This is a genomic window from Brevundimonas sp. FG128, from assembly GCF_057809775.1.
In genome coordinates, this window is sequence record NZ_JBMDKP010000003.1 from 407832 (window position 1) to 434643 (window position 26812).

Genomic DNA, 26812 nt, shown 5'->3' on the forward strand with positions numbered 1-26812 from the left:
CGTTAACCCGAAGCCGCCATGATCGTTAACGGCAGGCGTCGGGGGTTGCATCCGGATTATAGCGCCTGCCGGAGACATCTGGATGAAGCCCGCCCGCATCGTCGTCATCTGTATCGCCGCCGTTTCCGCCATCGGCCTGGCCCTGGTGGTTCGCGCCATGGGGTCGTCTTCGAACGAACCGACGGCCACGGCGGCCGCTGCTCCTGTCGAGGTGCGCCCGATGGCCAAGGTGCTGGTCGCCGCCAAGGATTTGGAGTCGGGCAAACGCCTGGTCGAGGGAGACCTGGCCTGGAAGGACTGGCCTGCGGACGAGGTCAATCCGGTCTTCATCACCGACGGCTCCACGCCCGTTCCCGCCAAGCCCGCCGAGCCCGACAGGGCAACCGAGAAGGTCGCCGACAAGGCTTCCGGCGCGGTCGAGCGCGTCGCCAAGGCGGCCAATGAGCTGACCGGCCCCGGAGCCAAGGCCGACTATGTCGGTTCGGTCGTGCGCGAGCCCATTCTGGCCGGAGAGCCGATCGTAGCGCGCAAGATCGTGCGCGCCGGCGACAGCGGCTATATGGCCGCCTATCTGGAGCCCGGCATGCGGGCCATGGCCATCGGCGTCACCGTGGAATCCGCCGCCGGCGGTTTCATCCTGCCCGGCGACCGGGTCGATGTGGTTCTGACGGCGGAAGCCAATCGCGACGGCGCCACCGAGGGCGCGGTCAAATCCAAATTCATCTCCGGCACCGTCCTGCAGAACCTGAAGGTTCTCGCCATCGACCAGTCGACCCGCGCCGGCGACGACGAACAGGCCGTGGTGGGCGCGACCGCCACGCTGGAGGTTCGGCCCCAGGACGCCGAACTGCTGGCCCAGGCCAAGTCAGAAGGTGAACTGTCGCTGTCGCTGCGCTCCTACGCCGACACGGCGGGTCCGTCCGGCGCGACCCGGCGCCGCCAGGCGACGGCCGCTCAACCCCAGTCGGTGCGCATCTATCGTGGCGGCGTTCCTGAAGTGGTGGTGGTGCCTTGAAGACTCTGTCGATGCGCAAGACCGCCGCCGTCGTCGCCGCCCTGCTGGCCAGCCTGGCGGCCGCGCCCGCCGGCGTGGCCCAGACCCGCGCGGCGGTGTCGATGGGCGCGGCGCCGCAACTGATCAACCTGCCGCGCGGCACCTCCTTCGCCGTCGATCTGCCGGGGGATGCGCGCGACGTGATCGTATCCAACCCGCAGGTGGCCGAGGCCATGCTGCACTCGCCGCGGCGCATCACCGTCATTGGCCTGGCGCCGGGCGAGACGGACGCGGTCTTCCTGGACGCCGCCGGCCGCACCATCCTGAGCCTGCGGGTGCGGGTTGATGCGGGCACCAGCGCCCTGCAGGACACGCTGAACCGCCTGATCCCCGGCGGCCAGGTCCGCGCCGAGGCGGTCAACGACAGCATCATCCTGACAGGCGTGGCGGAAAATCCGGCGGAGTCGACCCAAGCGGGCAAGATCGCGGCCGCCTTCGTCTCCGCCCCGGAAAAGGTGCTGAACCTGATCACCGTTCCTGGCTCGGACCAGGTGACGCTGAAGGTCCGCGTGGTCGAGGTTCAGCGCAACGTCATCAAGCAGTTGGGGTTTAATACTTCAGCCGTCATCGGCAGGCTCGGCGACACTCAGTGGCTGCTTGGCAACGCGGCGACCTGGGGAGTCAACGGTGCGCTTCTCGGCGGCATCAGCACCGGCCCGTCGATAGACACGACAAAAAACTATCAGATGCAGGTGCCCTGTGGCGGAGCTTTTCCGGCCGGCGCTTTGTGCCCCGTTACGGTCGATGGCAGTCCCGGCGATCCTTCCAACTGGGACACAGCTCAGCCGGGTACCGGGCCGGGGTCGGATGGTCTGAACAAGGGCGAGGCCATGCTCAAGGCCTTCGAGCGCGTGGGTCTGCTGCGGACGCTGGCGGAGCCCAATCTGACCTCCGTCAACGGCGAAGCGGCCAGCTTCCTGGCCGGCGGCGAGTTTCCCGTTCCGGCCAGTCGCGACAGCGAGGGCCAGATCACGGTCCAGTACAAGCCTTACGGTGTCGGCCTGGCCTTCCGGCCGGTGGTGCTGTCGGGCGGGCGCATCAGCCTGCAGGTCAAGGTCGAGGTGTCCGAGCTGTCGTCCCAGGGCGGGCTGACGATCGGCGCGGGCACGGCCTCGTCGATCACCCTGCCGGGCCTGACGGTCCGTCGCAGCGAGAACACCATCGAAATCCCCTCGGGCGGCTCGATGATGATCGCCGGCCTGTTGCAGGAAAACAGCCGCCAGACGGTGGATTCCCTGCCCGGCGTCACCAATCTGCCGGTGCTGGGCCAACTGTTCCGCTCGCGCGACTATCTGATGGGCGAGACCGAACTGGTCGTCATCGTCGAACCCTATATCGTCAGCCCGACCTCGCCGTCGCGGATGCAGACCCCGGCCGACGGCCTGCGGATCGCCAGCGACAGCCAGACCATTCTGTTCGGACAGCTGAACCAGATCTACGGCCTGCCCAATGCGGCCCCGGCCGGTTCCGTCGGCTATGTGATCGAGTGAGCGCCCCGTGACCCGCACCATGATCCGCACCCCGATTATCGCCCTTCTGACCACGACGGCCCTGGCGCTCGGCGCCTGCGTCGGCGGCCCGGCCAGCCTGGGCGGCGAGCCGCCTTTGACGCCCACCTCGCGCTATCAGCTCCAGGTCGAACCCGATCTGGACCGGATCGCCCTGGCGGTCCACGAGACCGGACTGTCGCCCGCCCAGGGCGACGCCCTTCAGGCCCTGGTCAGACGATACCGCAGCGCGGACGCCGTTCTGATGGTGATCGAGGCGCCGGCGGGCAATGATCCGGTCGCCCTGCAGGTCGCCTATGACGTCAAGTCCGTGCTCGCGGCGTCGGGCGTGTCGCCCGAACAGATCACGCTGGTCAGCTACGCCGCGCCCGATCCGCGCGCGCCGGTGGTGGTGGGCTTTCAGACCCTGCGCGCCGCCGTTCCCCAGTGCGGAACCGCATGGGGCAATCTGGGCCGCACCGGCGACAACCAGTCCGCCTCGAACTTCGGCTGCGCGGTGACGGCCAACCTCGCCGCCCAGATCGCCGATCCGCGCGACATCCAGTCGCCGCGCGCCATGACCCCCGCCGACGCCGGTCGCCGCACGGTGGTGCTGGACCGGTATCGCGCCGGCCAGCCAACCTCGGCCACAGCCGAAACCCTTGTTCAGGAGACCGCCGTCTCTCGTGCGGTGAACTAGGCCCATGAGCATCCCCGCCCCCCGTGTGTTCGAGACGTTCGAAGACGCCTATGACGTCGACATGGACTTCTCCGAGCCCGCCGCCGATCACGCGGTCGAGCCGACGCGGGCGCCGCTGCAATTCATGGCCGCCGAGCCCGCTCCGCCCGTCGCGCCGCTCGCCGCGACGCCGGTCCCGGTCGCGGACGAGTATCGCCCGGATGTGGGCCGCAATCCGGTTGGCGAACTGGTGGCGCAGACCCAGGCCAGCCTGACGGAATCCGGGCTGGGCGCCAATACGAGCCTGGCGCCTGTCGGCGCCATCGGCGAGGTGTCGGTGCCGCGCATCGCCATCCACGTCTTCGCCGAACGCCAGGACACCCTGGCCGCCGCCGAGCGCGCCGCCCAGGATCGCCGCCTGGCGCGGGCCACGACCCAGATTCGCATCGGCGGCATCCCGGCTGCCGTCGAGGCCTATCATCACGAGCCGACGCCGCCGCTGATCATCGTCGAATGTCTGAAGGACCCCCAGACCCTGCTTTGGGAAGTCGATCAGCTGGCCGAGGTCTGCGACACTGGGACCAAGGTCGTCGTCGTCGGCGCCACCAACGACATCATCCTGTTCCGCGAACTGATGCGGCGCGGGGTTAGCGAATATCTAGTCGCGCCCTTGCAGCCGCTGCAACTGATCGCGGCCATCGGCGGCCTGTTCAACGACCCGGCGCAACCGTTCGTGGGCCGCTCCATCGCCTTCGTCGGCGCGCGCGGCGGGGCGGGGGCCTCAGCCGTGGCGCACAACACCGCCTATGCGATCTCCGAGCGGATCGGCGCCAACACGGTCATCGTCGATTACGACCTGCCCTTCGGCACCGCCGGCCTGGACTTCAATCAGGATCCGCTGAGCGGCGTCGCCGACGCCCTGGGCCAGCCCGACCGGCTAGACGCCACCCTGCTGGACCGGATGATGGTCCGCTGCACGGACAAGCTGAGCCTGTTCGCCGCGCCCGCCAGCCTGGAAACCGATTGGGACATCTCGACCGAGGCGTTCGAGGAGGTCACGACCCAGATCCGTTCGACCGCCCCCTTCGTCGTCCTGGACCTGCCGCACCTGTGGTCGCCCTGGATGCGGCGCACCCTGATCAGCGCCGACGAGGTCGTCATCGTGGCGACGCCCGACCTGGCCTCGCTGCGTAATGCCAAGAACATGATCGACCTGATCCGACACGGCCGTCCGAACGACGCGCCGCCGCGTCTGGTGCTGAACCAGGTCGGCGTACCGGGACGTCCCGAGATCCCGGCCAAGGACTTCGGCGCCGCGCTGGGCGTTCACCCCAGTCTGATCATTCCCTTCGACGCCAAGACGTTCGGGGCTGCGGCCAACAACGGCCAGATGATCCTGGACGCCGGGGCCAAGACCAAGGCGGCCGAGGCCTTCCAGACCCTGGCCCAGATCGTGTCGCGCCGCGAGCTGCCGGTGATCGCGGGGCCCAAGGCCAAGCCGGGCAAGGCCGCCAAGTCCGCGAGATCTGCAGACGGGGCCTCCAAGTCCCTGTTCGCCAACATGTTCAAGAAGCACTGACGGGTGTTCGGCAAGCGCACAGGTCAGCCGGTCGCCCCGACGGCGCCGATGCGCCCCGCGCCCCAGCCGGCGAGCGCTGAGACCGTCTCGGTCTTTGGCGACGCGGCGCCGCCTCCCGCGTCAAAGCCGGCGCCTCAAGCCCAGGCCTACGCCTTTGCGGACGAGGATCTGGAGACGGGTTCGCAGGCGTTCGCCCGTTCTGAAGCGCAGAAGAAGCCGGCTACGGTCGCGGCCGACCGGCTCGACGCCCTTGCCGCGCGTCCTGCGCCCAAGCCCGAGGCGCCGCGTCCCACCGGCAACGTCGCCGGCGCTGGACCCAAGGCCACGGCCGGGCTGGATCAGCTGAAGAAGGCCCAGGCGGTCGCCGAGATCGTCCGTGAACAGAGCGACTACTATCACGCCACGAAGACGACGATCTTCAACGCCTTGATGAACACCATCGACCTGGCCCAGCTGGCGCATCTGGACCAGAAGGCGGCGTCCGAGGAAATCCGCGACATCGTCGCCGAACTGGTGGCGATCAAGAACGTCTCCATGTCGGTCGCCGAGCAGGAGCATCTGGTCCAGGACATCGTCAACGACGTCCTCGGCTACGGCCCGTTGGAACCGTTGCTGGCGCGCGACGACATCGCCGACATCATGGTCAACGGCGCCGGACGGGTCTTCATCGAGGTCGCGGGCAAGGTCCAGCTGACCAACGTCCGGTTCCGCGACAACACCCAGCTGATGAACATCTGCCAGCGGATCGTGTCCCAGGTGGGCCGCCGCGTCGACGAATCCAGTCCCATCTGCGACGCCCGTCTGCCAGACGGGTCGCGCGTCAACGTCATCGCCCCGCCGCTGGCGATCGACGGCCCGACGCTGACGATCCGGAAGTTCAAGAAGGACAAGCTGACGATGAAGAACCTGGTGGAGTACGCCTCCATCAGTCCCGAGGGCGCGCGAGTCCTTGGCGTCATCGGCGCCTCGCGATGCAATCTGGTCATCTCGGGCGGCACCGGGTCGGGCAAGACCACCCTGCTGAACACCCTGACCGCCTTCATCGACCCGACCGAACGCGTCATCACCTGCGAGGACGCCGCCGAACTTCAGCTGCAGCAGCCGCATGTGGTGCGTCTGGAGACCCGGCCCCCGAACCTGGAAGGCCAGGGCACGATCACCATGCGGGATCTGGTCAAGAACTGCCTGCGGATGCGTCCCGAGCGGATCATCGTCGGCGAGGTGCGCGGACCCGAGGCCTTCGACCTGTTGCAGGCGATGAATACGGGCCACGACGGCTCCATGGGCACGCTGCACGCCAACAGCCCCCGCGAAGCCATCAGCCGGATGGAATCGATGATCACCATGGGCGGCTACGGCCTGCCGTCGCGCACGATCCGCGAGATGATCGTCGGCTCGGTCGATGTCATCATCCAGGCCGCCCGCCTGCGCGACGGCTCGCGCCGCATCACCCACATCACCGAGGTGGTGGGATTGGAAGGCGATGTGATCGTGACACAGGACCTGTTCGTCTACGACATCACCGGCGAGGACGAGCACGGCAAGATCATCGGCCGTCACCGTTCGACCGGCATCGCCCGTCCCCGCTTCTGGGACCGCGCGCGCTACTATGGGCTGGAGCGCGAACTGGCCGAAGCCCTGGACGCGGCGGAGTAGGACGATGCTGCCGATCCTCGCCGCCGTTCTGGCCTTCATCACCATCGGCGGCCTGGGCTGGGTCTTCGTCGGCGGGGACGATTCCTCGGCCCAGGCGGTCAAACGCGCCCAGAATATTTCCGACAACAAGAAGAACCCCGCTCTGGTGCGCAAGGCGGCCGCCGCCAACGCCCCCGAGGCGCGCCGCAAGCAGATCCTGGTGCAACTTCAGGAAGCCGACCGGCGCGAGCGCAAGGCCCGCACTACGCTGGCGTCACGCCTGAAACAGGCGGGGCTCAGCCTCAACGAGCGGACCTTTTACATCATCTCCGGGGTGGTCGGTCTGGTCGCTGCGGTCGTCGCCCTGGTGCTGGGTCTGCATATCCTTCTGGTCCTCGGCGTCGCCCTGATCGCCGGTCTGGGCCTGCCGCGATGGGTGCTCGGCTTTCTCGGCAAGCGGCGGATGAAGAAGTTCTCGCTGGAGTTTCCAAACGCCGTCGATGTGATCGTGCGCGGCATCAAGTCCGGCCTGCCGGTGCATGAATGTTTCAAGATCATCGGGCGCGAAAGCCCGGCGCCCCTGGGGCCGGAGTTCCAGAAGCTGGTCGAGGGATTGGGCGTGGGCCTGACCCTGGAGCAGGCGCTGGAGAAGATGTACGGGCGGATGCCGACGCCGGAGCTCCGCTTCTTCACCATCGTCATCGCCATACAGCAGAAGACCGGCGGCAACCTGGCCGAGGCGCTGGGCAATCTGTCGGGTGTGCTGCGCGCGCGCCGGATGATGGGCGAGAAGATCAAGGCCCTGTCGTCCGAGGCCCTGGCCTCTGCGGGCATCATCGCCTCCTTGCCGCCGGCGGTCATGATCATGGTTATGATGTCGACCCCTTCGTACATGACGCCGCTGTTTACGGACATTCGCGGCAACTTCCTGCTGTTGCTGGGCGGTGTGCTGATGGCGACGGGCGTCTTCGTGATGAAGCGCATGATCTCGTTCAAGTTCTGAGGCGAGCATCATGGACGGCTTCATTCGCTTCATCACCGATCCGCAGAACCTGCTCAGCATCGCCGTAGGCGTGCTGGTCTTCGCCACCGTCCTGACCCTGCTGTCGTCGATGACCGGCGGGGTGAAGCTGGACAAGCGAATGAAGGCGGTCGCCGAACGCCGCGACGAGCTGAAGCGGCGTTCGCGCGCCAGCATCGCCAGCGGGCAGGGCGCCCTTCGCCACACTGACGACGGCTTCAAGAAGCGCATCGTCGACAAGCTGAACCTGACCAAGCTGTTGGAGGACCCCAAGGTCGCCGGCCAGATGGCCCAGGCGGGGTATCGTGGACCGCGCCCGCTGACGACCTTCTACTTCTTCCGCTTCGCCTCGCCGTTCGTTTTCCTGATCGTGGCGGCGATCTACATGTTCGTCATCAAGGTCGTGGACTGGCCCACGATGAACAAGGTGACGGCGGTCGTCGCGGCGGCGGTCGCAGGCTTCTATGCGCCGAACCTCTATCTGAAGAACCGGATCGACAAGCGCCGCACCTCGATCATGCAGGCCTTCCCCGATGCGCTGGATCTGCTGCTGATCTGCGTCGAGGCGGGCATGTCCATCGAGGCGGCGATCACCAAGGTCAGCCAGGAGATGGGGCCGTCGTCGATCGATCTGGCCGAGGAGCTGTCGCTGCTGTCGGCCGAGCTCAGCTATCTGCCCGACCGTCGTGTGGCCTATGAGAATCTGGGCAAGCGGACCAACCATCCGGGCGTCAAGTCGGTGGCCGTCGCCATGACCCAGGCCGAGACCTATGGCACGCCCTTGGCCGCCGCCCTGCGGGTCATGGCCAAGGAGAATCGCGACCTGCGCCTGTCCGCAGCCGAGAAGAAGGCTGCGGCCCTGCCGGCGCAGCTGACCGTGCCGATGATCCTGTTCTTCCTGCCGGTTCTCTTCATCGTTATCCTGGGACCGGCGATCCTGAACGTGATCGATCTTATGAAAGAAGGCGGCTAGTCCGCTTCCGCCGCGTTCTTGAGACCTTCGACCATGCCGTCGTGGGCCTTGCGGATCGCCTGGCGGTGCTTGTCGTGGAACAGCTCGCCGCGCAGGCCCGAGAAGCGGATGCCCGCCGCCACGATGCAGTTGGTCCGCGTCAGTTCGTCGATCTCGATATAGCGCAGGCTCTGGAACAGAAAGCCGCGCTTTTCGGCCCAGACCAGACGCACGCGCGGCTGCCACTCCACGACCTGGCCAAGGGCTTGGCGCGGCGGCATTTCCGGCCAGTTTTCGTTCATCATCAGCCGCGCCCCATAGGCGATGGCGCCCTCGACGTCGGTGTCGAACGGATTCCAGCGGTTCCAGCCGGCCAGGTCCGCGACCAGTTCCCAGATCCGGTCCGATGTGGCCTGAACGCCGACGCGTTTTTCGATGCGAGTGTCATCCATGATTTCGATCTGGCACGGCTTGTCGCCCGAAGGAAGGCGTCAAGCGGCCGCTGCGTTCTCTTCAGTCGGTTTCGACCGGCTTCAGCCGCCGCCCGTCGTCCAGTCCCAGCCGCGTCTTGACCTCGAACAGATCCGCGCCGGCGGGGATGATCAGCAGTTTCTTGGAACGGGCGCTGTTGATGGCGACCACGCCGCCCTTGGGGCAGATGTCGAAACAGTCGGCGCCGGTGACCACCAGATCGGCCTTGCGGCCTTTCTTGCCCTTCTTCAGGTGCAGATATTTCCGCAGCGCCTTCTTCAGCGTCATGTCGCCGTCGGGACCGAAGCCGCCGTCCAGCTTCTTGGAGCATTTGCGGCACACCAGCACCACCTCGCGCCACTGCGCGTTCGTGCTCTTGAAATCTTGAGTGCCCATGGGACGATGATCGTCGAGCGACGGTCGATGCTCAAGCGCCTCGGACGGCTGTCACGGGACTTTCACGTCGGGCGTCAGCCGCGGAGCCGATCGAACACGGTCTCGATGACGCGGCGATAGACGGCGGTCAGGGTTTCCAGTTCGGCGACCGGAACCCGTTCGTCGATCTGGTGCATGGTCTGGCCGACCAGGCCCAGTTCCAGCACTGGGCACAGCGCCCGAATGAAGCGGGCGTCGGAGGTGCCGCCGGTGGTGGAGGCTTCGGGGCGGCGGCCGGCGACGGCCTCGACCGCATCCTGGACCGCCGCGACGAAGACGCCGGGCTCGGTCAGGAAGGCCTCGCCCGAACACAGGTGGTCCAGGCTGATCTGCAGCCCGGTCTCGGCCTGCATGGCGCCGGCCTCGCGGTTTAGCCAGTCGATCAGCCCGTCGCCCGTATGGCTGGGGTTGAAGCGGATGTTCAGCCGCGCCTTCGCCTCGGCCGGAATGATGTTGGTCGCCGGATTGCCGATGTCGATGGTGGTGATCTCCAGGTTCGACGGCGGGAAACCCTCATAGCCGTCGTCCAGCACATGGTCGTTCAACCGGGCCATCAGCCGGGCGATGACCGGGGCCGGGTTGGCGGCGCGTTCCGGATAGGCGACGTGGCCCTGTTTGCCCGTAACCGTGATCCAGGTGTTCAGCGAGCCGCGCCGCCCAACCTTGATCATGTCGCCCAGATGCTGCGACGACGAGGGTTCGCCCACCACGCAGGCGTCGATGACCTCGCCCTCGGCCGCCAGGGTCTCGACCACCCGTTTGGTGCCGTGCAGCGCCGGGCCTTCCTCGTCGCCGGTGATCAGGAAGGAGAGGGAGCCCTCCGGCTCTCCATCCACCAGCACTTGAGACACGGCGGCGACCCAGGCGGCGATCCCGCCCTTCATGTCCACGGCGCCGCGGCCGTACAGGACGCCGTCCCGGACTTCGGCGTTGAAGGGTTGCGACGACCACTGATCCGACGGTCCGGTCGGCACCACGTCCGTATGGCCGGCGAAGCACAGGTTGGGCGAGGCGGTTCCGCGCCGGGCATAGAGGTTCTCGATCCGCGCATCGACGCCGACGCCGCTGGGGCCTTCGAAGGCCAGGCGGCGGCAGGTGAAGCCCAGCGCCGTCAGATGCCGTTCCAGCACGTCCATCGCCCCTTCGTCGGCGGGGGTGACGGACGGAATGCGGATCAGGTCGCGGGTCAGTTCGACAGGATCGATTACGGGAGTTGATGCGCGGCTCATGCGGCTATGCTTTAGGGAAATCGCGTCAAGGCGAGAAGGCCCATGCCCAAGATCGACATCGACGCCGCGCCGAGAGGCGACGGCACGACCTATCCCGAAGAATTCGCCGGTCCGTGCAAGCCGCGCCGTCGCTGGCGGCTGGGGGATGCGGCGGGGCTGAGCCAGTTCGGGGTCAATCTGTTGCGCCTGCCCGCCGGCGCCTGGTCCAGCCAGCGTCACTGGCACGCCGCCGAGGACGAGTTCGTCATAGTGGTCGAGGGCGAGGTGGTGCTGGTCGAGGACGACGGAGACACCCCCCTGCGCGCCGGCGACTGTGCGGGCTTCAAGGCCGGCGTTGCGAACGGCCACAAGATCGAGAACCGCTCGGATCATGAGGCGGTGCTGCTGGAAGTCGGCACGCGCAGTCCGGCCGTCACGCCTTGCGACTATCCCGACATCGACATGGTCCTGCCTGCGGGCGCGGATCGCTATTTCCACCGCGACGGTTCGCCCTATCCGAAATTGCCCCGAAGATCGTGACCACAGAATCCATAGACACCGGCCCCGCCGCCCCGCCCGTTCCGCCCGCGCCGCCGGAAGGGCCGTCCAGCCCATGGGGAATCCGCGACTTTCGCCTGCTGTGGTTCGGGCGGGTGGTGGCCGTGCTGGCCATCCAGATCCAGTCCTCGGCCCTGTTGTGGCAGGTGTACGAGATCGCGCGCCGGGATCACCCGATCAAGGAGGCCAGCCTTTATCTCGGCCTGGTCGGTCTGTGTCAGTTCCTGCCACTGCTGGCCTTCACCCTGCCCGCTGGGGCCATGGCAGACAGGCGCGACCGCAAGGCGACCGTGTGGATATCCATTCTGGTGGAGGGGACGTGTGCGGCCTGCTTCCTGGCCATGGCGCTGCACGGCGCGCCGCCCTTGTGGGGCTTGCTGATGGTCGCGGCGGTCTTCGGCGCCGCGCGGGCGTTTCTGGCCCCGGCCAGCCAGGCCTTCCTGCCGATGGTTGTGGGGCGCAAGGCCCTGCCGCCAGCCATCGCCGCCCAGTCCATCGCCTTCCAGACGGGCGCCATCGCCGGGCCCGCGCTGGGCGGGCTGATCGTGGCGCGCGCCGTGCCCCTGGCCTATGCGGTGTCGCTGGGGATGTTCCTGCTGGCGGCCGCCGCCTTCATCCTGATCCGCACCAGCGGAAAGCCCGCGCCCCAGGAGCACAAGCTGTCGCCGGTCGAGTCCGTCAAGGAGGGGCTGGCCTATGTCTGGCGGACCAAGATCGTGCTGGGCGCCATTTCATTGGACCTGGTCGTCGTGCTGCTGGCGGGTGTGGCGCTGCTGACGCCGATCTTCGCGCGCGACATCCTGCATGTCGGGCCGCAAGGCTTCGGCCTGTTGCGGGCGTCGTTCGGGGTCGGGGCGATGGCGGTGGCCATCTATCTGAGTCGGTACCCCATCGTGCGGCACGGCGGGCGCTGGATGTTCGCGGCGGTGGCGGTGTTCGGCCTGTGCACTCTGACCTTCGGCCTGTCCAAGCTGGTGTGGCTCAGCGCCCTGGCCCTGCTGATCGGCGGCGGGGCGGACATGATCAGCGTCAATATCCGGCAGACCCTGATCCAACTGGCGACGCCCGATCATATGCGCGGTCGGGTGTCGTCGGTGTCGATGCTGTTCATCGGCGCCTCGAACGAGTTGGGCGAGGCCTATTCCGGGGTCATGGTCCGGCTGCTGGGCGCGGTCGGGGCGGCGGTGTTCGGTGGGTTCGGCGCGCTGGCGGCCACGGGCGCCTGGTCGGCGATGTTCCCGGGGCTGAGGAAGGCCGACAAGCTGACGTAATTCTCCCTCCCCTTCATGGGGAGGGGCGGCGTAGCGAAACGAAGCCGGGGTGGGGCAGTCAGGACCTCGCTCGCGCCCTTTCGGGCCCCACCCTGATCGCTACGCGATCGTCCCTCCCCATGAAGGGGAGGGAGAAATCACCACACCCTGAAATGTTTCGACAGCTTCAGCCCCTGGTTCTGATAGTGGCTGCCGCTTTCGCCATACAGGCGGCTGGGGCGTTCGGTTAGGGGTTCGTAGACCAGGCGGGCGACGATCTGGCCGTGTTCCAGCAGGAAGGGGGTGTCGTGGGTGCGGACCTCCAGCACGCCTTTGGAGCCGGCGCCGTGCGCTTCGTCCGTGCCGAAGCCGGGGTCGAAGAAGCCGGCGTAGTGGACGCGGAACTCGCCGACCGACGGGTCGATGGGGGTCATCTCGGCGGCCTGATCGACGGGGATCTCGACGTCGTCGGACGAGGCCAGGATGTAGAACTCGCCTGGATCCAGCAGCAGCTCGCCACGGCGCAGCGTCAGCGGCTCCCAGAAGTCGCGCGGGTCATGGCCGTCGATATGGTCCAGATCGACCACCCCGGCATGGCGACGTCCGCGGAAGCCGACGATGTCGCCGCCTTGCAGATCGACCCCGACCGAACGCGTCTCCAGCTTGGGCGGATCGCCCGCCTTGAGGCGCAGCTGGTTCAGCCGGGTGCCGGGACGGACCAGGATGGAGAAGGTCTGGGGCGCGACCTCCATATAGAGCGGCCCGTCATAGCCCTCGGCCACGTCGTCGAAACGGGCGCCCTGGTCGGTCAGCAGGCGCACGAAGACGTCGACGCGGCCCGTCGAGCTTTTCGGATTGGCGCGCGCGATCAGTCCCTTGGGCAGGTTCAGCCGTTCCTGCAGGCGCACGATATAGACGCAGCCCTTTTCCAGCACGACGCCGGCGTCGGTGATCTCGATGGCGTGCATGGCCACATCGGCGATCCGCTCCTCGACCTTGCGATGGCCGGGAAGGAAGGAGGCGCGGACGCGCCAGGCCTGGTCGGACAGGCGCAGGTCCAGGCTGGCGGGCTGGACCTGGTCGTGATCGAAGGCCGTATCGGACGTGATGGCGCCCGTGGCGATCAGCGTCTCAATGGACTGGGCGGGCAGGATGCCGGGACGGGGCGCTTGGAAGGAGCTCATGGCGTCTGTCTCACACGGTTTTCACGACTTGTCTCCAAGTCGCGCTTGCAGCCCGCGCGCGGCGGGGCGAGCATATAGCCCATGCATGACGGACCTGCCTATACCGCCGAATCGAACGGGATCCTGATCCGGGTCCGGCCCAGCTATCTGGCGGGCCAGTCCGATCCCGACGAGGGGCGCTGGGTATGGGCCTATCAGATCGAGATCGTGAACCTGACGGGATCGACGGTGCAGCTGATGGCGCGCCGCTGGACCATCACCGACGGCCACGGCCATGTCGAAGAGGTGCGCGGCCCCGGCGTGGTCGGCGAACAGCCGGTGATCGAACCGGGCGCCAGCTACGCCTACGCCTCGGGCTGTCCGCTGGGCACCGACAGCGGGTCCATGGTCGGCGCCTATTATATGACGGATGCGGACGGGCGCAGTTTCGAGGCGGAAATCCCGGCGTTCTCGCTGGATACGCCCGATGCGCGGCGGGTTTTGAACTAGCTGTCGTCATTCTCCAGCGAGCGCAGCGAGACCGGGGAACCCTGCGGCGCGCGAGAGCGCGAACCTGTCGCGGAGTTGCTTCTAGCTAAGTGCGGCGGATGCATCGCCTTCGGCGCCGCTGGGTCCCCCGATCTGCGTCGCCAAGGGGCGACTTGTCGGAGGATGACGAAAGCGGAAAAAGCGGATGGGGCTGCGTCAACCCGGATGAACCGCAGCCCCGCCCCTGAAGTCTCGCCGGCCGCTTGCGCGAACCGGCGAGGGGGAAGTCGGCTCCCTAAAGAGCATCTGTGACGCGGAAATGACCCGCGCGAAGCGCGGCGCTCAAGCCGCGAGCGACCGCGTCGTGAGCGTAGCGCCCTTAGATATAACGACGCAGGCTGCGGGCCAGGTCGGAACCGCTTTCCTTGGAGCCGCGACGGACTTGCGGCTGGTAGGCGACGCGGGCGTGCTCGACGCAATAGACGCCTTCCGAGGAGCGGCGGCCGCAGAAGCTGAACTCGCGCGACGACGGGTCGCCGATCGGCCATTTGCACATGTGCGCGCCCAGGGTCATCACCGTCGCGGTGCCCGGCAGGTCCGGGATCGGGGCGGGGACGGGCGCGGCGGCCTGGACCGGCTTGGGCTGGACAGCCTCAAGACGGCGCGGGGCCGAGGGTTGGGCCGGTGCGGCCGGCGCGGGGCGCGGACGTGCGGTGCGGAAGGTCGCGGCGACGGTGCGCGCCGGCTGCGACGGGGCGGCCCGGCCCGACAGGCCCAGGCGGTGCACCTTGCCGATCACGGCGTTGCGGGTGACCCCGCCGCCCAATTGTTTGGCGATCTGGCTCGCGGACTGGCCCTCAAGCCAGAGCTTCTTCAGCGCGCCTACGCGGTCGTCAGTCCAGCCTGCGGTCATGCCACCCTCCAGCGAGTTTGGATTCAATATCTAGGTCCAGGCTCCCCCTCCGGGGTCTCGACCTACAACTAATCGTAAACCAGCGGTTAAGAGACGCAAGATGTGCGAATCAACCGTCCACAGAAACCAGATATTGAATCATCGTTAAGGTTAAGGCGGGGATCGTGAGGGGTGACGCGTGAATCGTGAGTAAGCGCGACTGCGTCGAGACAGTCACGCTTCACCATTCACCACTCACCACGCCCTTGCGAAGCCAGGGCGCAAAGCGCATCTGGCGGCCCATGACCGAGACCACGCCCGACCTGATGTCCACCCGCCCCTCCGGCCTGCCGCAGCCGCGGCGTTATCCGGGGATCAACTGGATCGGGGTGCAGACCCTGTATCTGCGCGAGGTGCGGCGCTTCTGGAAGGTGGGCGCCCAGACGGTGGCGGCGCCCGTGGTGACGACGCTGCTCTATATGCTGGTCTTCGTGGTGGCCTTGCAGGATGCGCGGCCGCCGCTGCACGGCACGCCCTTCGCCCTGTTCGTGGCGCCCGGCCTGATCATGATGGCCATGCTGAACAACGCCTTCGCCAACGCCTCGTCCAGCCTGATCCAGGCCAAGATCATGGGCACGGCGACCGACTTTCTGACCCCGCCGCTCAGCCCGCTGGAGCTGACGCTGGGCTTCACCCTTGGCGCGGCGACGCGGGGGCTGGCCGTGGGCCTGGTCACCGCCCTGTGCGTGCTGCCGTTCGCCCCCCTGGGGGTGGCCAACATCCTGGCCGTCGTCTGGTTCGCCCTGGCGGCCAGCTTCATCATGGGCATGACGGGCGTGCTGGCAGGTCTGTGGAGCGAGAAGTTCGACCATCTGGCGGCGGTCCAGAACTTCATCGTCATGCCCATGACCTTCCTGTCGGGCACCTTCTATCTAGTCGACAATCTGCCTGAGCCCTTCCGGTCCATCAGCCACTACAACCCCTTCTTCTATCTGATCGACGGATTCCGCTACGGCTTCATCGGCCATGCCGAGAGCGATCTGACCATCGGCGTGATCGGGTCCGCCGCGCTGATGGTCGCCATGGGCGTGGTCTGCTGGCTGGTGTTCCGCTCGGGGTGGCGCCTGAAGAGCTAGATCGCTACCTGTGACGGATCGCTCCCCCGAGAGGTCCGTCATGATGTTCCGTTCGCTCGTCGCCGCCACGGCCCTGGTCGTCGCCGCATCCGCCTTTGCGCCCGCCTGGGCCCAGGAGGCCACGCCCCAGCCCGGTGATCGGCCCGACATCGCCGCCGGCGCCGCCCAGTTCATCAAGCCCACGAACGCCGAACGGACCCAGGTCCTGGTCGGCTTTTTGACCACTCTGGGGTTCACCTCGGACATCCAGGTCTTCGAGGGTGGGAACAAGGCCAGCGGCCCGATGGAGGGCGCCAATGTCGTCGTTACGGTCGGAGAAGGCGACAAGGACATCGTGATGACCGCCCACTATGACGCGGTGAAGCTGGAAGACGGCACGCTGTCGCACGGCATCGTCGACAACGCCGGTTCGGTCATGGCGATGATGGAGGCGGCCAAGACCCTGGACATGGCGCTGGAGGGCCAGCCGGTCGGCCACCGGTTCGTCTTCGTCTTCACCGACCAGGAAGAGCTGGGCCTGCTGGGCGCCAAGGCCTTCCTGGAGCGCCACGGCAAGGACCGCATCGCCGCCGTCGTCAACGCCGACGTCGCCGCCTATGGCCAGACCGTCATGTATGGCGAGAACAACGGCGACCAGTCCGACTTCGTGCTGGAGACCCTGCGTGGCCTGTGCGCCGAGCGTGATTTCGACTGCGTGGGCTATGCCAACTATCCGCCAAGCGACGATCGCGCCTTCTCCGCCGCGGGCGTGCCGGTGGTCTCGCTGGGAACCCAGGATGCGGTGGGCGCCCGCCAGATGTGGCTGGCCTTTAACGGCGGCGAGAACAGCGGCCTGCGCGAGGGGTTCGTGCCGCCAGTGTTCCAGCGCATCCATTCCAGCGAGGACAAGCTGTCCTACATCAAGGGCGTCGATGTGGCCCGTTTCGGCCTGTTCCTCGCCGACCTGGGGCTGGAGCTGGACAAGCGGCTGGTCGAGATGCGCGCCGATCAGCCCTATGCCGAGCCGACCCCGCCCGCCGCGTCTCCTGAGCCGGCCGCGCCGGTCGCCGGCGCCCCAGCCGGTGTTGACTAAGCCCGTCGCGCATCCGACAACGCCTGTCCCTGTGAAATCCGGCTCCGTCGCACTCGCGGCGGGGCCGTATCGCTTTTGGAGGTCTAGTCCCGTGTCCACGAACCATCTGATGGGTGTCTACAATCGCGCGCCGCTGGAAGTGGAACGCGGCCGAGGCGCGCGCCTGTGGTCGACCGACGGGACCGAATATCTCGATTGCGTCGCCGGCATTTCGACCAACGGCCTGGGCCACGCCCACCCCGAACTGGTCCAGGCGGTCAAGGATCAGGCCGAGAAGCTGTGGCACGTGTCCAACATCTTCCGCATTCCGGGCCAGGAAGCCCTGGCCGACGCCCTGTGTGACAGCAGCTTCGCTGACGTGGTCTTCTTCACCAACTCGGGCACCGAAGCGGTCGAGTGCGCGCTGAAGACGGCCCGCAAATATCACTCCGCCAACGGCGCGCCCGAGCGGATCGACATCTACGGCTTCGACGGCTCGTTCCACGGCCGGACCTATGGGGCGATCAACGCCGCCGCCAACCCCAGCTACACCGAGGGCTTCGGCCCGCCGATGCAGGGCTTCCACCAGTTGGTATGGGGCGACAAGCCTGCGTTGGAGGCCGCCTTCAAGAACCCGACCACAGCGGCCGTGATCCTTGAGCCCGTCCAAGGCGAGGGCGGCTGCCGCGAGACGCCGGTCGAGGATTTGCGCTGGATGCGCCAGATGGCCGACGACAACGGCGTGCTGCTGATCTTCGACGAGGTCCAGTGCGGCATGGGCCGGACCGGCAAGCTGTGGGCCCACGAATGGGCCGGCATGGCGCCCGACATCATGGCGGTGGCCAAGGCCCTGGGCGGCGGCTTCCCCATCGGCGCCTGCCTGGCCTCGGCCAAGGCGGCCTCGGGCATGACGGTGGGCGTCCACGGCTCGACCTTCGGCGGCAACCCCCTGGCCATGGCGGTGGGCCAAAAGGCTCTGTCGCTGATCAACACGCCCGAGACGCTGAACAATGTCGCCGAGATCGCCGGCTATCTGAAGCAGCAGCTGGCGGGCCTTCAGGCGCGCTTCCCCGACGTGATCGTGGACGTGCGCGGCAAGGGCCTGCTGATCGGGGTCAAGCTGGTCCCGAACAATCGCGAGTTCATGGCCCTGGCGCGCGACACCCAGCAGCTGCTGATCGCCGGCGGCGGCGACAACTGCGTGCGCCTTCTGCCGCCGCTCAACCTGACGCTGGACGAGGCGCGCGAAGCCATCGCCCGGTTCGAGGGCGCCTGCGAGGCCGCGCGCGAGAAGCTGGTCGCCTGATGGTCCGCCACTTCCTCGACATCCACCGGCTGAACGCCGCCGACCTGCGCGCCATCCTCGACGACGCCCACGCCCGAAAGGCCGCCCGCAAGGGCTGGCCCCAGGGTCGCGCCGACGCCGACGCGCCGGGCCAGGATCGCGTCCTGGCCATGATCTTCGAGAAGAACTCGACCCGCACCCGCTTCAGCTTCGACGCGGCGATCCGCCAGCTGGGCGGATCGTCGATCATCGCCACCGCCGCCGACATGCAGCTGGGTCGCGGCGAGCCGGTCGAGGACACCGCCCGCGTCCTGTCGCGCATGGTGGATGCGGTGATGATCCGCGCCAACGACCATGAGGATGTCGAGCGGTTCACCCGCGTCTCGACCGTGCCCGTGATCAACGGCCTGACCGACCGCAGCCACCCGTGCCAGATCCTGGCCGACCTGCAGACGATCGAGGAACATGCCGGCTCCATCGCCGGCAAGACCATCGCCTGGATCGGCGACGGCAACAACGTCTGCCACAGCTTCATGCATGCGGCGCCCAAGTTCGGCTTCCACCTGAACGTCGCCTGCCCGGCGGAATATCACCCTGACCTGCGCGACTTGGCCAAGGGCGCAAACGCCGTCACCCTGACCAGCGACCCGCGCGAGGCGGTGAAGGGCGCCGACGTCGTCGTCACCGACACCTGGGTCTCCATGGGAGACCAGGACTATGAGGCGCGGCTGGCGGCCTTCGAAAGCTACACCGTCGACGAGGCCTTGATGGATCTGGCCGATCCCGACGCTGTCTTCCTGCACTGCCTGCCCGCCCACCGCGGCGAAGAGGTCTCGGACGCCGTCATCGACGGCCCCCGCTCCCTGGTCTGGGACGAGGCCGAAAACCGCATCCACGCGCAGAAGGCGGTCCTGGCCTGGTGTTTCGCGGGCTGACCGTTCCTCAGTCCTCGCCGCCGATGGGCGGCGAGGCTGTCCAAGGGCCGAGGGCGAGCACGCCGTCGTAACCGCCGTCGTCCAATGGGGTCAGGATCACGCCGCGCGCCTGCGCGTCGTAGCGCTCGATGGAGGGATTGATCCCGCACTCGTCTTGCGAACAGTTCCAGGCGAACCCGCCCTGCTGCGCGACCTTGAGGCTTACGGTCTCGCGGGTCGGCAGGTGTCCGGCCGCCGGAACGCCCAGATCAGGGTAGTCCGCAAAGGCCGTTTTTCGGGCGTGGATGTTGCCGGCCAGTCCGATGATCCGCGCGTCCGGGCGTTTCTGCCGAGCCTGACCTAGAAGATAGCCCATGTTGAGTTCGTACCAAGCCTGATCCAGGCCTTCGCCGCGCGTCAAGCTGCTCGGTTGGAAGAGGTGCAGACCGATGTCGCGCCCGGCCGCCTTGAGGTCCCGCACCCTGTTCAGCAAGGCCAACAAGGCCTGGCTGGTTCGCCCGTCCTGAACCACGCGGTTCAGCAGGGATGATCCCTGCAGGGTCGCCAGTGCGCTGGCCTCGTCAGGTGCGGCGATGAAGGCGTCAAGCGTCGGCTGTAGCGTGTCTTCCAGTTCCAGGGCCACGATCACGGGTCCCTGTTCGGTCGCTGCGCAGGCGATCTCGCCTACCGCCTGAGGGGCTTCCGTGGTGCCGTGCAATTCACCGATCAGGATGACGCGCTCCGGTCGATCAAGCAGGGATGAGGTTCCTGGCGGCGGCGTACAGGCCGCGATGGCGGCGGCGGCGAAAAGTCCTAGCATTGATATCCCCCTTGATGTCCGAAGTTGTATCCGAAGCAACCGCTGGGGCTAAATTATGGTCTTGACCGCAAGCATTGAAAGCAGCGGTTACCGAGGGTCTCAACATAGCAGACGCGCGCCGGACTCTGTCTGGCGCGCGTCATAGGTTCAGGTCAGGCGGTCCTCAGCTTTGAGGACCGTCTATACGGTCTGCCTTAGAGCTTCACGTCCGACACGCCGCCGGCGTCCGGGACGGTCTTGGTCAGATTGGCCTTCAGGACTTCGTAGCCGAAGCCCAGGGCGCCCTTGTCCGACACCCAGACGCGGCCGTCATCGGCGTCGAAACGAACCAGGGTCAGGTGCGGGTCGTCCTTGCCGTCCGGGTACCAGGCGGCGACGACGGGGTTCCAGTATTTGTCGATCCGCGCGCGGTTCTGATCGACGGACAGGCGGCCGTGGATGCAGGCCTGAACCTTCTGGTCCTTGGCTTGGTAACAGAACATGCCCTGTTGGCCCCCACGGATCACATCGCGGGCGAAGTCGGTGTCGTCGCGGGTGAAGAACCAGATGGTCCCGGTCTCGGGTTCGCCGAAGCCGGTCATGGGCTGATGGTGATAGCCCGGCTGGTCGATGCCCAGCATGCCGGTGTTGGAGTCTTTCAGACTCTTCCAGAATTCCTTTTCCGCCTCGGCGGGGGTCAGTTTGTCGCTCATGCGGCATCTCCTGTCTTGGTGGCAGGATCAACCGACCGGGCGTGATCGGGTTCCTAAGGCTAAGCTCCTGGAATCCAGGGCGGCCTTTCGGCGCCGAACAAGGTGGTCAGATGGACCAGCAGCAGCATGGCGATCGCCGCGGCGCCGATCATCAGGAACCGCCACGGCATCATGCGCGGACCCTTGAACGGATCGGGCGGCCGCGCCCCGCGCCAGCCGGTGAAGACCATGATCGCAAGCGCGACGCCCAGGAGGATGAGGGTGGTGATCAGGTCCATGCGCCGCACGTGGCGAAACCGTCGCCGCTTGGCAAGACGAACCTTTCCGGGCCGTGGATATCCGCCTGTTTGAGCCGCCGGAATCGAGCTGCTGGCAGCCTGTCCACAGGATCGCGGACTCCCGCTAAATATTGCGGTTAACCATGAGTTTACACGCTGGATATTGACGGTATAGCCTTCGTCACATGGGTCGGGAGCCGAATCAGTGAGCGCAGCGGCGCCGTGGAGCGTTAAGGGGATCGATCCCAAGGCCCGCGAGGTCGCAAAGGACCTCGCGCGTCGGTCCGGCATGACGCTGGGCGAATGGCTCAACTCCATGATCATGGAAGACGAGGAGGAGGGCTACGCCACCCTGCCGCGTCGCGCCCAGGCCTCCGACACCTATGAGCGCCGCAACCGCAGCCGTCGGATCGACGACGCCTATGATGTCGAAGACAACGGACATCGGATCAGCGCCTCCATCGACGTCATCGCCGCCCGGCTGGAAGCCGCCGAGCGCCGCTCGACCATCGCCATTCAGGGCGTCGATCAGGCGGTCTCCGGCCTGGTGCGTCGCCTGGACGGCCAGGATGTCCAGGCCCAGGGGCACGCCCGCCGCATCGACGACATCGCCGAGGAACTGCGCGAGGGCCATCGCCGCCTGCGCGCCTTCGAACGCGACACCGGCCCCCTGACGCAGGAAGCCTTCGGCAAGGTCGAGGCCTCGCTGGGCGCCCTGACCGGCCGGCTTTACGACATCGAGGAACGCCAGCGCGTCGGCGTCAGCGACCTGCGCGAGCGGATGGAGGCGGTCGAGAAGGCCGCAGGCCCCGGCGTCGGCACGGAGATGCTGGCCCAGGTGGGCGCCAGGCTGGATGAGGCGCAGAACCGCACGACCGAGGCGTTGAAGACGCTGGAACGCTCGTTCGCCGAGCTGGATCAGCGGATGCGATCGGCCGAAAGCCGCGTCGAGCCGGAAAGCGCGCGCGATCTCGCCCGTTTCGAAAAACTGGCCGAAACCCTGTCTCGCCAGATCGAAAACAACCGCGCCGAAATGATGCAGCGGCTCGACGCTGCCGAGACCGGCGCACGCATCGAACGCATCGAACGCGCCGTCCAGGCCGTCGGCGATCAGTTGAAGACGTCGGAACAGAAGGGCGCCGTGGGCCTGGAGGCTATGGGCCGCGAGGTGATGCGCATCGCCCGCAATCTGAACGTCCGCGTGCAGACGGTCGAGAGCGACGCCGCCGGCCGCACCGAGGCCATCACCCGCACCGTGAGCGATGCGGTCAGCCAGACCATCGAGACCGAGGTCGCGCGCCGCACGGCGCGTCTTGACCAGGACTTCGCCCGCCACGTCGACCGGGTCGACCAACGCCTGACGGCCAGCGACGACCGTCACGCCCTGGCGCTGGAGAAGCTGGGCGGCGAGATCACCCGCATCTCGGACCAGTTGAGCGACCGCATCGCCCAGTCCGAGCGCCGCTCGCAGCAGGCTCTGGAAGACATCGGCCGACGCCTGTCGGAAAGCTCGGACAAGATCGAGCAACGCTACGACCGCGCCTCAGGCGAACTGGCCGAGCGGATGCGGATGAGCGAGGAGCGCACCGCCCGCCTGCTGGCCGAGGCACGCGAAAGCATCGATGCGCGCGGCCCGACGCCGATCCGCGACAAGCCGCTGGACAGCGAGCCGTCCTGGGGTCAATCGCGCGCCGTCGCCGAACGCTCGGCGCCTGAGCCGATCCAGTCCGCCTCGGTGGACGGCGACTGGCGCGCCGCCGCCTTCCCCGACGAGACCTTCTCGGACCAGGACGAGTGGTCCATCGATCCGGTGACGCCCGAAGTCGCCGCCGCCGCGCCCTTCCCCTCCACCGCCTTCGCCGAGCCGGAACCCGAGCCGGTCGCCGCCGAGGCCGATGACACGCCGTCGCGCCAGGTGGATCTCGACGGCGTCGAGCCCATCATCCAGCCCTTCAGCGGCTTCGGCGGCGCCGATGTCGAGGACGCGCTGGAAGCGACATCGCCCGGTTTCTCGACCGGAACCGCGGCCCCTTCGAGCAAACCGCTCGATCCTGTGCTCGACACGGCCGAGGACGATTTCGGCGGTGAGACGGAGTTCGTCGATCCTCGCCGTCTGCGCGCCAGCATGGGCGCCGCGGCCGCCGCTGGTCGCGCCTCGTCCACCCGCAGCACGATCGACGCCGCCCGCGCCGCCATGACGACGCCGCCCGAGCCGGAAGCGGCCCCACGCCAAGGCTTCGGCCTGAAGCGGGGCGGCAAGTCCAAGCTGCAGGAGCGGCTGGACAAACAGGCGGCCAAGGATGGCTCGACCGTCAAGAAGACCTTCCTCGCCTCCGTCACGGCGGTCGCCCTGACCGGCGGCGTCTATGGCTATCTGTCGCTGACGGACGGCGGCGCGCCGGAGTTCGGCCTGCCCAACCTGGGCGGCGATGCCCAGGCCGAGGGCGCCGCGACCCCGCTGGCCATGGCGCTGACGCCGACCAAGGCGCGGCCGACGCTGGACCTGGACGGTCCCGGCGCGGCTGATTACGAAGCCGCCATCGGCAAGCTGGAGGCCGGCGAAAGCACCGGCCTGGACGGCATGAGGCGTGCCGCCAATCTGGGATACGCCCCGGCCCAGACCTATCTGGGCCAGCTCTATCTGGACGGTTCCAACGGCGTCGACGCCGATCCGGCGCTGAGCCGCCAATGGGGGCGTCGTGCGGCCGAGGGCGGCGATCCGCGCGGCATGCATCTGTACGGCATGCAGCTGTTCGAAGGCGACGGCGGGGCGACCAACCAAGCCGAGGCCCTGACCTGGCTGTTGCGTGCGGCCGAAGGCGGCCTGCCGGACAGCCAGTACAACGTCGCCCGAATCTATGAGACCGGCGCCGACGGGGTGGCCAAGAATCCGACCGAAGCCCTGAAGTGGTACATGATCGCCGCGCGCGGCGGCGACAGCGAGGCCCAGGCGGCCGTGACGCGCCTGCGCCCTGCGGCCAGCGCCACCGCTCAGCGCGCCGCCCGCACCGCCGCCGACGCCTTCGTCGCCCAGTCCCAACCCGCTTCGCAGGCGACGGGCTAGATTCACGCGCATCGGGCGGCTATCGGTCGCCCATGCCGTCACGACCTCGTCCCGCCTGACGGCGATCCTGTAACCGCTCCAGCCGAAGGCGCGTCCTTTGGATATCTATCTGCCGATCGCCGAGGTTTCGGTGAACTGGCCGACCCTGGTGATCCTGGGGGCGGTGGTCGGATTCGTGTCCGGTCTGTTCGGCATCGGCGGCGGTTTCCTGATGGGTCCGATCCTGGTGTTCCTGGGCATTCCACCGACGGTGGCGGTGGCCAGCCAGGCCAGCCACGTCGTCGCCTCCTCCACCTCGGGTCTGATCCGCTACGCCGGCCAGGGGGCGGTCGATTACCGCATGGGGCTGATCATGGCCGGCGGCGGCGCGGCGGGCGCCCTGGCGGGGGTGGAGCTGTTTCGCCTGCTGCGCCTGTTGGGACAGGCGGACCTGGCGGTGTCGTTGTCCTACCTGGTGTTCCTGGGGGCCATCGGCGGGCTGATGCTGTACGAAAGTCTGTCGGAAATCCTGCGTCGCCGTCGGGGCCTGCCTGCGCCGCGCAAGGATCGACGCCGACCCATGTGGCTGTACGGCCTGCCGCTGCGGATGAAGTTCCCCAAGTCGGGCCTGTACATCAGCGCCATCCCGCCCTTCGGCCTGGGTCTGTTCGCCGGGGTGCTGTCGGCCATCATGGGCATCGGCGGCGGCTTCATCCTGGTGCCGGCCATGCTGTATGTGCTGCGCATGCGGGCCGGGGCGGTGGTCGGCACCAGCCTGTTCCAGATCATCATCACCACCGCCATCACCACCGTGCTGCAGGCCGGGCGCAACCAGACGGTCGACATCGTCCTGTCCACCATCCTGCTGCTGGGCGGAGTGGTCGGCGCCCAGATCGGGGCGCGCTTCGCCGGTCGTTTCCGCGCCGAGGAACTGCGCGCGGCCCTGGGGCTGATCGTGCTGCTGGTCGGAATCCAGATGGGGCTGGAGCTGTTCGTGCGTCCGCCCGACATCTTCCAGATCGCGCCGGGAATATCGGAATGAGGGAGGGCGCGGATTGATGCAGGCGCTTCCGCCCCCTCCGCCGGCCGTCACGGCCCCGGCGCCGGATCGTTCCGAAGCGACGACCGGAGAACTGCGCGTCGTCGCCGCCCTGACCGACGCGCGGGTCCATGTGGACTCCAGCTTCCGCGGCGCGTCGATCGTGCTTTACGGCGCCGTGTTCAACCCCACGACGGAACCGGCGGACGTGGTCGTGGTGGTGCGCGGGCCGGACGCGCCGATCCGCCTGGTCAAGAAGACCCGCAACAACGGCATCTGGCTGAACAGCCGCCCGGTCCTGTTTGAGGGAGCGCCGGGCTTCTACATGACCGCCTCGACCCGGCCGCTCAGCGACATCGCCGATTTCGGCCAGTTGCGCCGCCTGGGCGTCGGCGTCGATCACCTGCGCATCGACGCCCCGGAAGAAAGCCGCACCGTCACCCGCTACGGCGTGCGTGACGTGGTCGTCAGCCGCCTGGGCGACGACTATCTGGACTGGCGCCGCGCCGTGATCCGGCTGAAGGAGGCGGCCGCCCTCTACGACACCGATCCGCAAGGGGTCGAGTTCGTCGACAAGGGCCTGTTCCGCGCCGAGCTCAAGCTGCCCACCGTGGCCCCGACCGGAAAATACTACGCCGAGGTCTGGCTGTTCCAGGACGGCGAGCCGCAGTCGGTCTCCAACCTGACCCTTACAGTCGAGAAGGTGGGGCTTGAGCGCGACATCTATGAGTTCGCTCATCGGCGGCCGTGGCTTTACGGCCTGTTGTGCGTCGTTCTGGCCGCCCTGACCGGCTACGGCGCCTCGCGCATCTTCAGTCGCCGGAGCTGAAGCCCAGTTCGGCCCGCAAGGCGTCCGGCGTCAGTCCGCCCTCTCTCAGTTCGGCCAGCGTGACCGAACGGTCGCGCTTGGCGTAGCGCCGCCCATCGGGGCCTGCCAGCAGCCGGTGGTGGCGATAGGTCGGCGCGGGCCACCTCATCAGGGCCTGGATCAGCCGCTGCACATGGGTCGCCTCGAACAGGTCCTGGCCGCGGATCACATGGGTCATGCCCTGAAGGGCGTCGTCATGCGTCACAGCCAGATGATAGGCGACGCCGGCGTCCTTGCGCGCCAGCACCACGTCGCCCGCCGCCTCGGGCCGCACGGGCACGATCCCGCTCTCGCCATTCGGGCCCTCGCCCGCCTCGGTAAAGGTCAGGCCGTTCCAGACCGTCTCGCCCAACGCGTCGCGCGCCCGATCCAGCGACAGCCGCCAGGCGAACGGCTGTCCGCCTTCCAGCAGCCGCGCCTCTTCGTCCGCCGGATGAGGGCCGGGCCGCAGGGCTTCCATCGTCCCGTGAGGCGCGTCGCCGATGGCGTCGGCGATGTCCTTGCGTGTGCGGAAACACCGATAGAGCAGGCCGCGCGCTCTCAGCGTGTCGATGACGACGGCGTAGTCCTGCAGATGGTCCGACTGCCGCCGCACCGGCCTTTCCCAGTCCAGACCCAGCCAAGCCAGGTCTTCCAGAATGCCCGCCTCGTATTCCGGCCGACATCGGGTCGGGTCGATGTCCTCGATCCGCAACACGAACCGCCCGCCCGCCGCCTTCGCCGCCGACCAGGCAGTCAGGGCCGAAAAGGCGTGGCCGCGATGCAGGCGGCCGGTGGGGGAGGGGGCGAAGCGGGTGGCGAACATCTGCGTCA

The 26812-nt window shown here is 67.7% G+C and carries 26 protein-coding genes; 17 read left to right on the forward strand and 9 right to left on the reverse strand.

The features are described 5' to 3' along the window. Nucleotides 1-82: 82 nt before the first annotated feature. Genes cpaB through ACODSC_RS10520 form a run of 7 tightly spaced genes read left to right on the forward strand, consistent with a single transcriptional unit; the run spans nt 83 to nt 8428 of the window. A complete protein-coding gene (gene cpaB / locus ACODSC_RS10490; RefSeq protein ID WP_488813845.1) occupies nt 83-1015 on the forward strand; it encodes a Flp pilus assembly protein CpaB in 933 nt (310 codons plus the stop codon). Nucleotides 1016-1026: 11 nt separating this feature from the next. Next, nucleotides 1027-2544 carry a type II and III secretion system protein family protein gene (locus ACODSC_RS10495; protein ID WP_488813846.1) on the forward strand — a complete coding sequence of 506 codons (1518 nt, stop codon included), beginning with the start codon at nt 1027-1029 and terminating at the stop codon, nt 2542-2544. Nucleotides 2545-2551: 7 nt separating this feature from the next. Further along, nucleotides 2552-3241 carry a CpaD family pilus assembly protein gene (locus tag ACODSC_RS10500; RefSeq protein WP_488813847.1) on the forward strand — a complete coding sequence of 230 codons (690 nt, stop codon included), beginning with the start codon at nt 2552-2554 and terminating at the stop codon, nt 3239-3241. A gap of 4 nt (nt 3242-3245) precedes the next feature. Next, on the forward strand, nt 3246-4799 hold the full coding sequence (locus ACODSC_RS10505; RefSeq protein ID WP_488813848.1) for a CpaE/TadZ family protein: 1554 nt from the start codon (nt 3246-3248) through the stop codon (nt 4797-4799). Nucleotides 4800-4802: 3 nt separating this feature from the next. Continuing rightward, complete coding sequence (locus ACODSC_RS10510; RefSeq protein WP_488813849.1) at nt 4803-6455, forward strand: TadA family conjugal transfer-associated ATPase; 1653 nt, start codon at nt 4803-4805, stop codon at nt 6453-6455. 4 nt (nt 6456-6459) lie between these two features. Continuing rightward, nucleotides 6460-7437 (forward strand): type II secretion system F family protein, encoded by a 978-nt coding sequence (locus ACODSC_RS10515; RefSeq protein ID WP_488813850.1) that lies wholly within the window; start codon nt 6460-6462, stop codon nt 7435-7437. Nucleotides 7438-7447: 10 nt separating this feature from the next. After that, on the forward strand, nt 7448-8428 hold the full coding sequence (locus tag ACODSC_RS10520) for a type II secretion system F family protein (RefSeq protein ID WP_488813851.1): 981 nt from the start codon (nt 7448-7450) through the stop codon (nt 8426-8428). On the opposite strand, the gene ACODSC_RS10525 is transcribed toward ACODSC_RS10520, so the two are convergent. The 3 genes from ACODSC_RS10525 to dapE form a co-directional block, all read right to left on the reverse strand. Beyond that, on the reverse strand, nt 8425-8859 hold the full coding sequence (locus tag ACODSC_RS10525) for an SRPBCC family protein (protein WP_488813852.1): 435 nt from the start codon (nt 8857-8859) through the stop codon (nt 8425-8427). The genes ACODSC_RS10520 and ACODSC_RS10525 overlap by 4 nt on opposite strands. 61 nt (nt 8860-8920) lie before the next feature. After that, nucleotides 8921-9274, reverse strand: a complete 354-nt coding sequence (locus ACODSC_RS10530) for a hypothetical protein (protein WP_488813853.1) — start codon at nt 9272-9274, stop codon at nt 8921-8923. A gap of 74 nt (nt 9275-9348) precedes the next feature. Then, on the reverse strand, nt 9349-10542 hold the full coding sequence (gene dapE, locus ACODSC_RS10535) for a succinyl-diaminopimelate desuccinylase (protein WP_488813854.1): 1194 nt from the start codon (nt 10540-10542) through the stop codon (nt 9349-9351). A gap of 42 nt (nt 10543-10584) precedes the next feature. Between dapE and ACODSC_RS10540 the strand changes: the two genes are divergently transcribed. Together ACODSC_RS10540 and ACODSC_RS10545 are read left to right on the forward strand one after the other, a co-directional pair. Beyond that, complete coding sequence (locus tag ACODSC_RS10540) at nt 10585-11061, forward strand: cupin domain-containing protein (protein WP_488813855.1); 477 nt, start codon at nt 10585-10587, stop codon at nt 11059-11061. Next, nucleotides 11058-12350, forward strand: a complete 1293-nt coding sequence (locus ACODSC_RS10545; protein ID WP_488813857.1) for an MFS transporter — start codon at nt 11058-11060, stop codon at nt 12348-12350. The genes ACODSC_RS10540 and ACODSC_RS10545 overlap by 4 nt, the downstream gene beginning before the upstream one ends. A 137-nt stretch (nt 12351-12487) precedes the next feature. Here the strand turns inward: ACODSC_RS10545 and ACODSC_RS10550 are convergent, their stop codons facing one another. After that, nucleotides 12488-13513: a 2'-deoxycytidine 5'-triphosphate deaminase gene (locus ACODSC_RS10550; protein ID WP_488813858.1), complete on the reverse strand. Its 1026-nt coding sequence runs from the start codon at nt 13511-13513 to the stop codon at nt 12488-12490. A gap of 81 nt (nt 13514-13594) precedes the next feature. Between ACODSC_RS10550 and apaG the strand changes: the two genes are divergently transcribed. After that, nucleotides 13595-14002 (forward strand): Co2+/Mg2+ efflux protein ApaG, encoded by a 408-nt coding sequence (apaG, locus tag ACODSC_RS10555; protein WP_488813859.1) that lies wholly within the window; start codon nt 13595-13597, stop codon nt 14000-14002. Nucleotides 14003-14360: 358 nt separating this feature from the next. On the opposite strand, the gene gcrA is transcribed toward apaG, so the two are convergent. Next, nucleotides 14361-14894 (reverse strand): cell cycle sigma 70 cofactor GcrA, encoded by a 534-nt coding sequence (gene gcrA, locus ACODSC_RS10560; protein ID WP_159848688.1) that lies wholly within the window; start codon nt 14892-14894, stop codon nt 14361-14363. A gap of 281 nt (nt 14895-15175) precedes the next feature. Here gcrA and ACODSC_RS10565 point away from each other — a divergent pair, with 281 nt between their 5' ends. The 4 genes from ACODSC_RS10565 (at nt 15176) to argF (ending at nt 19280) form a co-directional block, all read left to right on the forward strand. Next, nucleotides 15176-16009: an ABC transporter permease gene (locus ACODSC_RS10565; protein WP_488813860.1), complete on the forward strand. Its 834-nt coding sequence runs from the start codon at nt 15176-15178 to the stop codon at nt 16007-16009. 40 nt (nt 16010-16049) lie between these two features. Next, the gene (locus ACODSC_RS10570; RefSeq protein WP_488813861.1) at nt 16050-17081 is read left to right on the forward strand and encodes a M28 family metallopeptidase; all 1032 of its coding nucleotides are present in this window, start codon (nt 16050-16052) and stop codon (nt 17079-17081) included. A gap of 91 nt (nt 17082-17172) precedes the next feature. Further along, the gene (locus ACODSC_RS10575) at nt 17173-18366 is read left to right on the forward strand and encodes an aspartate aminotransferase family protein (protein ID WP_488813862.1); all 1194 of its coding nucleotides are present in this window, start codon (nt 17173-17175) and stop codon (nt 18364-18366) included. Next, a complete protein-coding gene (gene argF, locus ACODSC_RS10580) occupies nt 18366-19280 on the forward strand; it encodes an ornithine carbamoyltransferase (RefSeq protein WP_488813864.1) in 915 nt (304 codons plus the stop codon). Before ACODSC_RS10575 ends, argF begins: the two co-directional genes overlap by 1 nt. Nucleotides 19281-19287: 7 nt before the next feature. Here argF and ACODSC_RS10585 read toward each other — a convergent pair whose 3' ends face one another. From ACODSC_RS10585 to ACODSC_RS10595, 3 genes are all read right to left on the reverse strand, one after another. Beyond that, nucleotides 19288-19902, reverse strand: a complete 615-nt coding sequence (locus tag ACODSC_RS10585; RefSeq protein ID WP_488813865.1) for a hypothetical protein — start codon at nt 19900-19902, stop codon at nt 19288-19290. 371 nt (nt 19903-20273) lie between these two features. Beyond that, the gene (locus ACODSC_RS10590; RefSeq protein ID WP_488813866.1) at nt 20274-20771 is read right to left on the reverse strand and encodes a pyridoxamine 5'-phosphate oxidase family protein; all 498 of its coding nucleotides are present in this window, start codon (nt 20769-20771) and stop codon (nt 20274-20276) included. A 59-nt stretch (nt 20772-20830) separates the two neighbouring features. Further along, a complete protein-coding gene (locus ACODSC_RS10595; protein ID WP_488813867.1) occupies nt 20831-21049 on the reverse strand; it encodes a hypothetical protein in 219 nt (72 codons plus the stop codon). Between the two features lie 205 nt (nt 21050-21254). Here ACODSC_RS10595 and ACODSC_RS10600 point away from each other — a divergent pair, with 205 nt between their 5' ends. From ACODSC_RS10600 to ACODSC_RS10610, 3 genes are all read left to right on the forward strand, one after another. After that, a complete protein-coding gene (locus ACODSC_RS10600; protein WP_488813868.1) occupies nt 21255-24113 on the forward strand; it encodes an SEL1-like repeat protein in 2859 nt (952 codons plus the stop codon). A 97-nt stretch (nt 24114-24210) separates the two neighbouring features. Further along, complete coding sequence (locus ACODSC_RS10605; RefSeq protein WP_488813869.1) at nt 24211-25134, forward strand: sulfite exporter TauE/SafE family protein; 924 nt, start codon at nt 24211-24213, stop codon at nt 25132-25134. A gap of 16 nt (nt 25135-25150) precedes the next feature. Further along, nucleotides 25151-25960 carry a TIGR02186 family protein gene (locus tag ACODSC_RS10610; protein ID WP_488813870.1) on the forward strand — a complete coding sequence of 270 codons (810 nt, stop codon included), beginning with the start codon at nt 25151-25153 and terminating at the stop codon, nt 25958-25960. Here ACODSC_RS10610 and gluQRS read toward each other — a convergent pair. Continuing rightward, the gene (gluQRS, locus tag ACODSC_RS10615) at nt 25944-26804 is read right to left on the reverse strand and encodes a tRNA glutamyl-Q(34) synthetase GluQRS (protein ID WP_488813871.1); all 861 of its coding nucleotides are present in this window, start codon (nt 26802-26804) and stop codon (nt 25944-25946) included. The two genes, ACODSC_RS10610 and gluQRS, sit on opposite strands and share 17 nt — an antisense overlap. Nucleotides 26805-26812 lie beyond the last annotated feature (8 nt).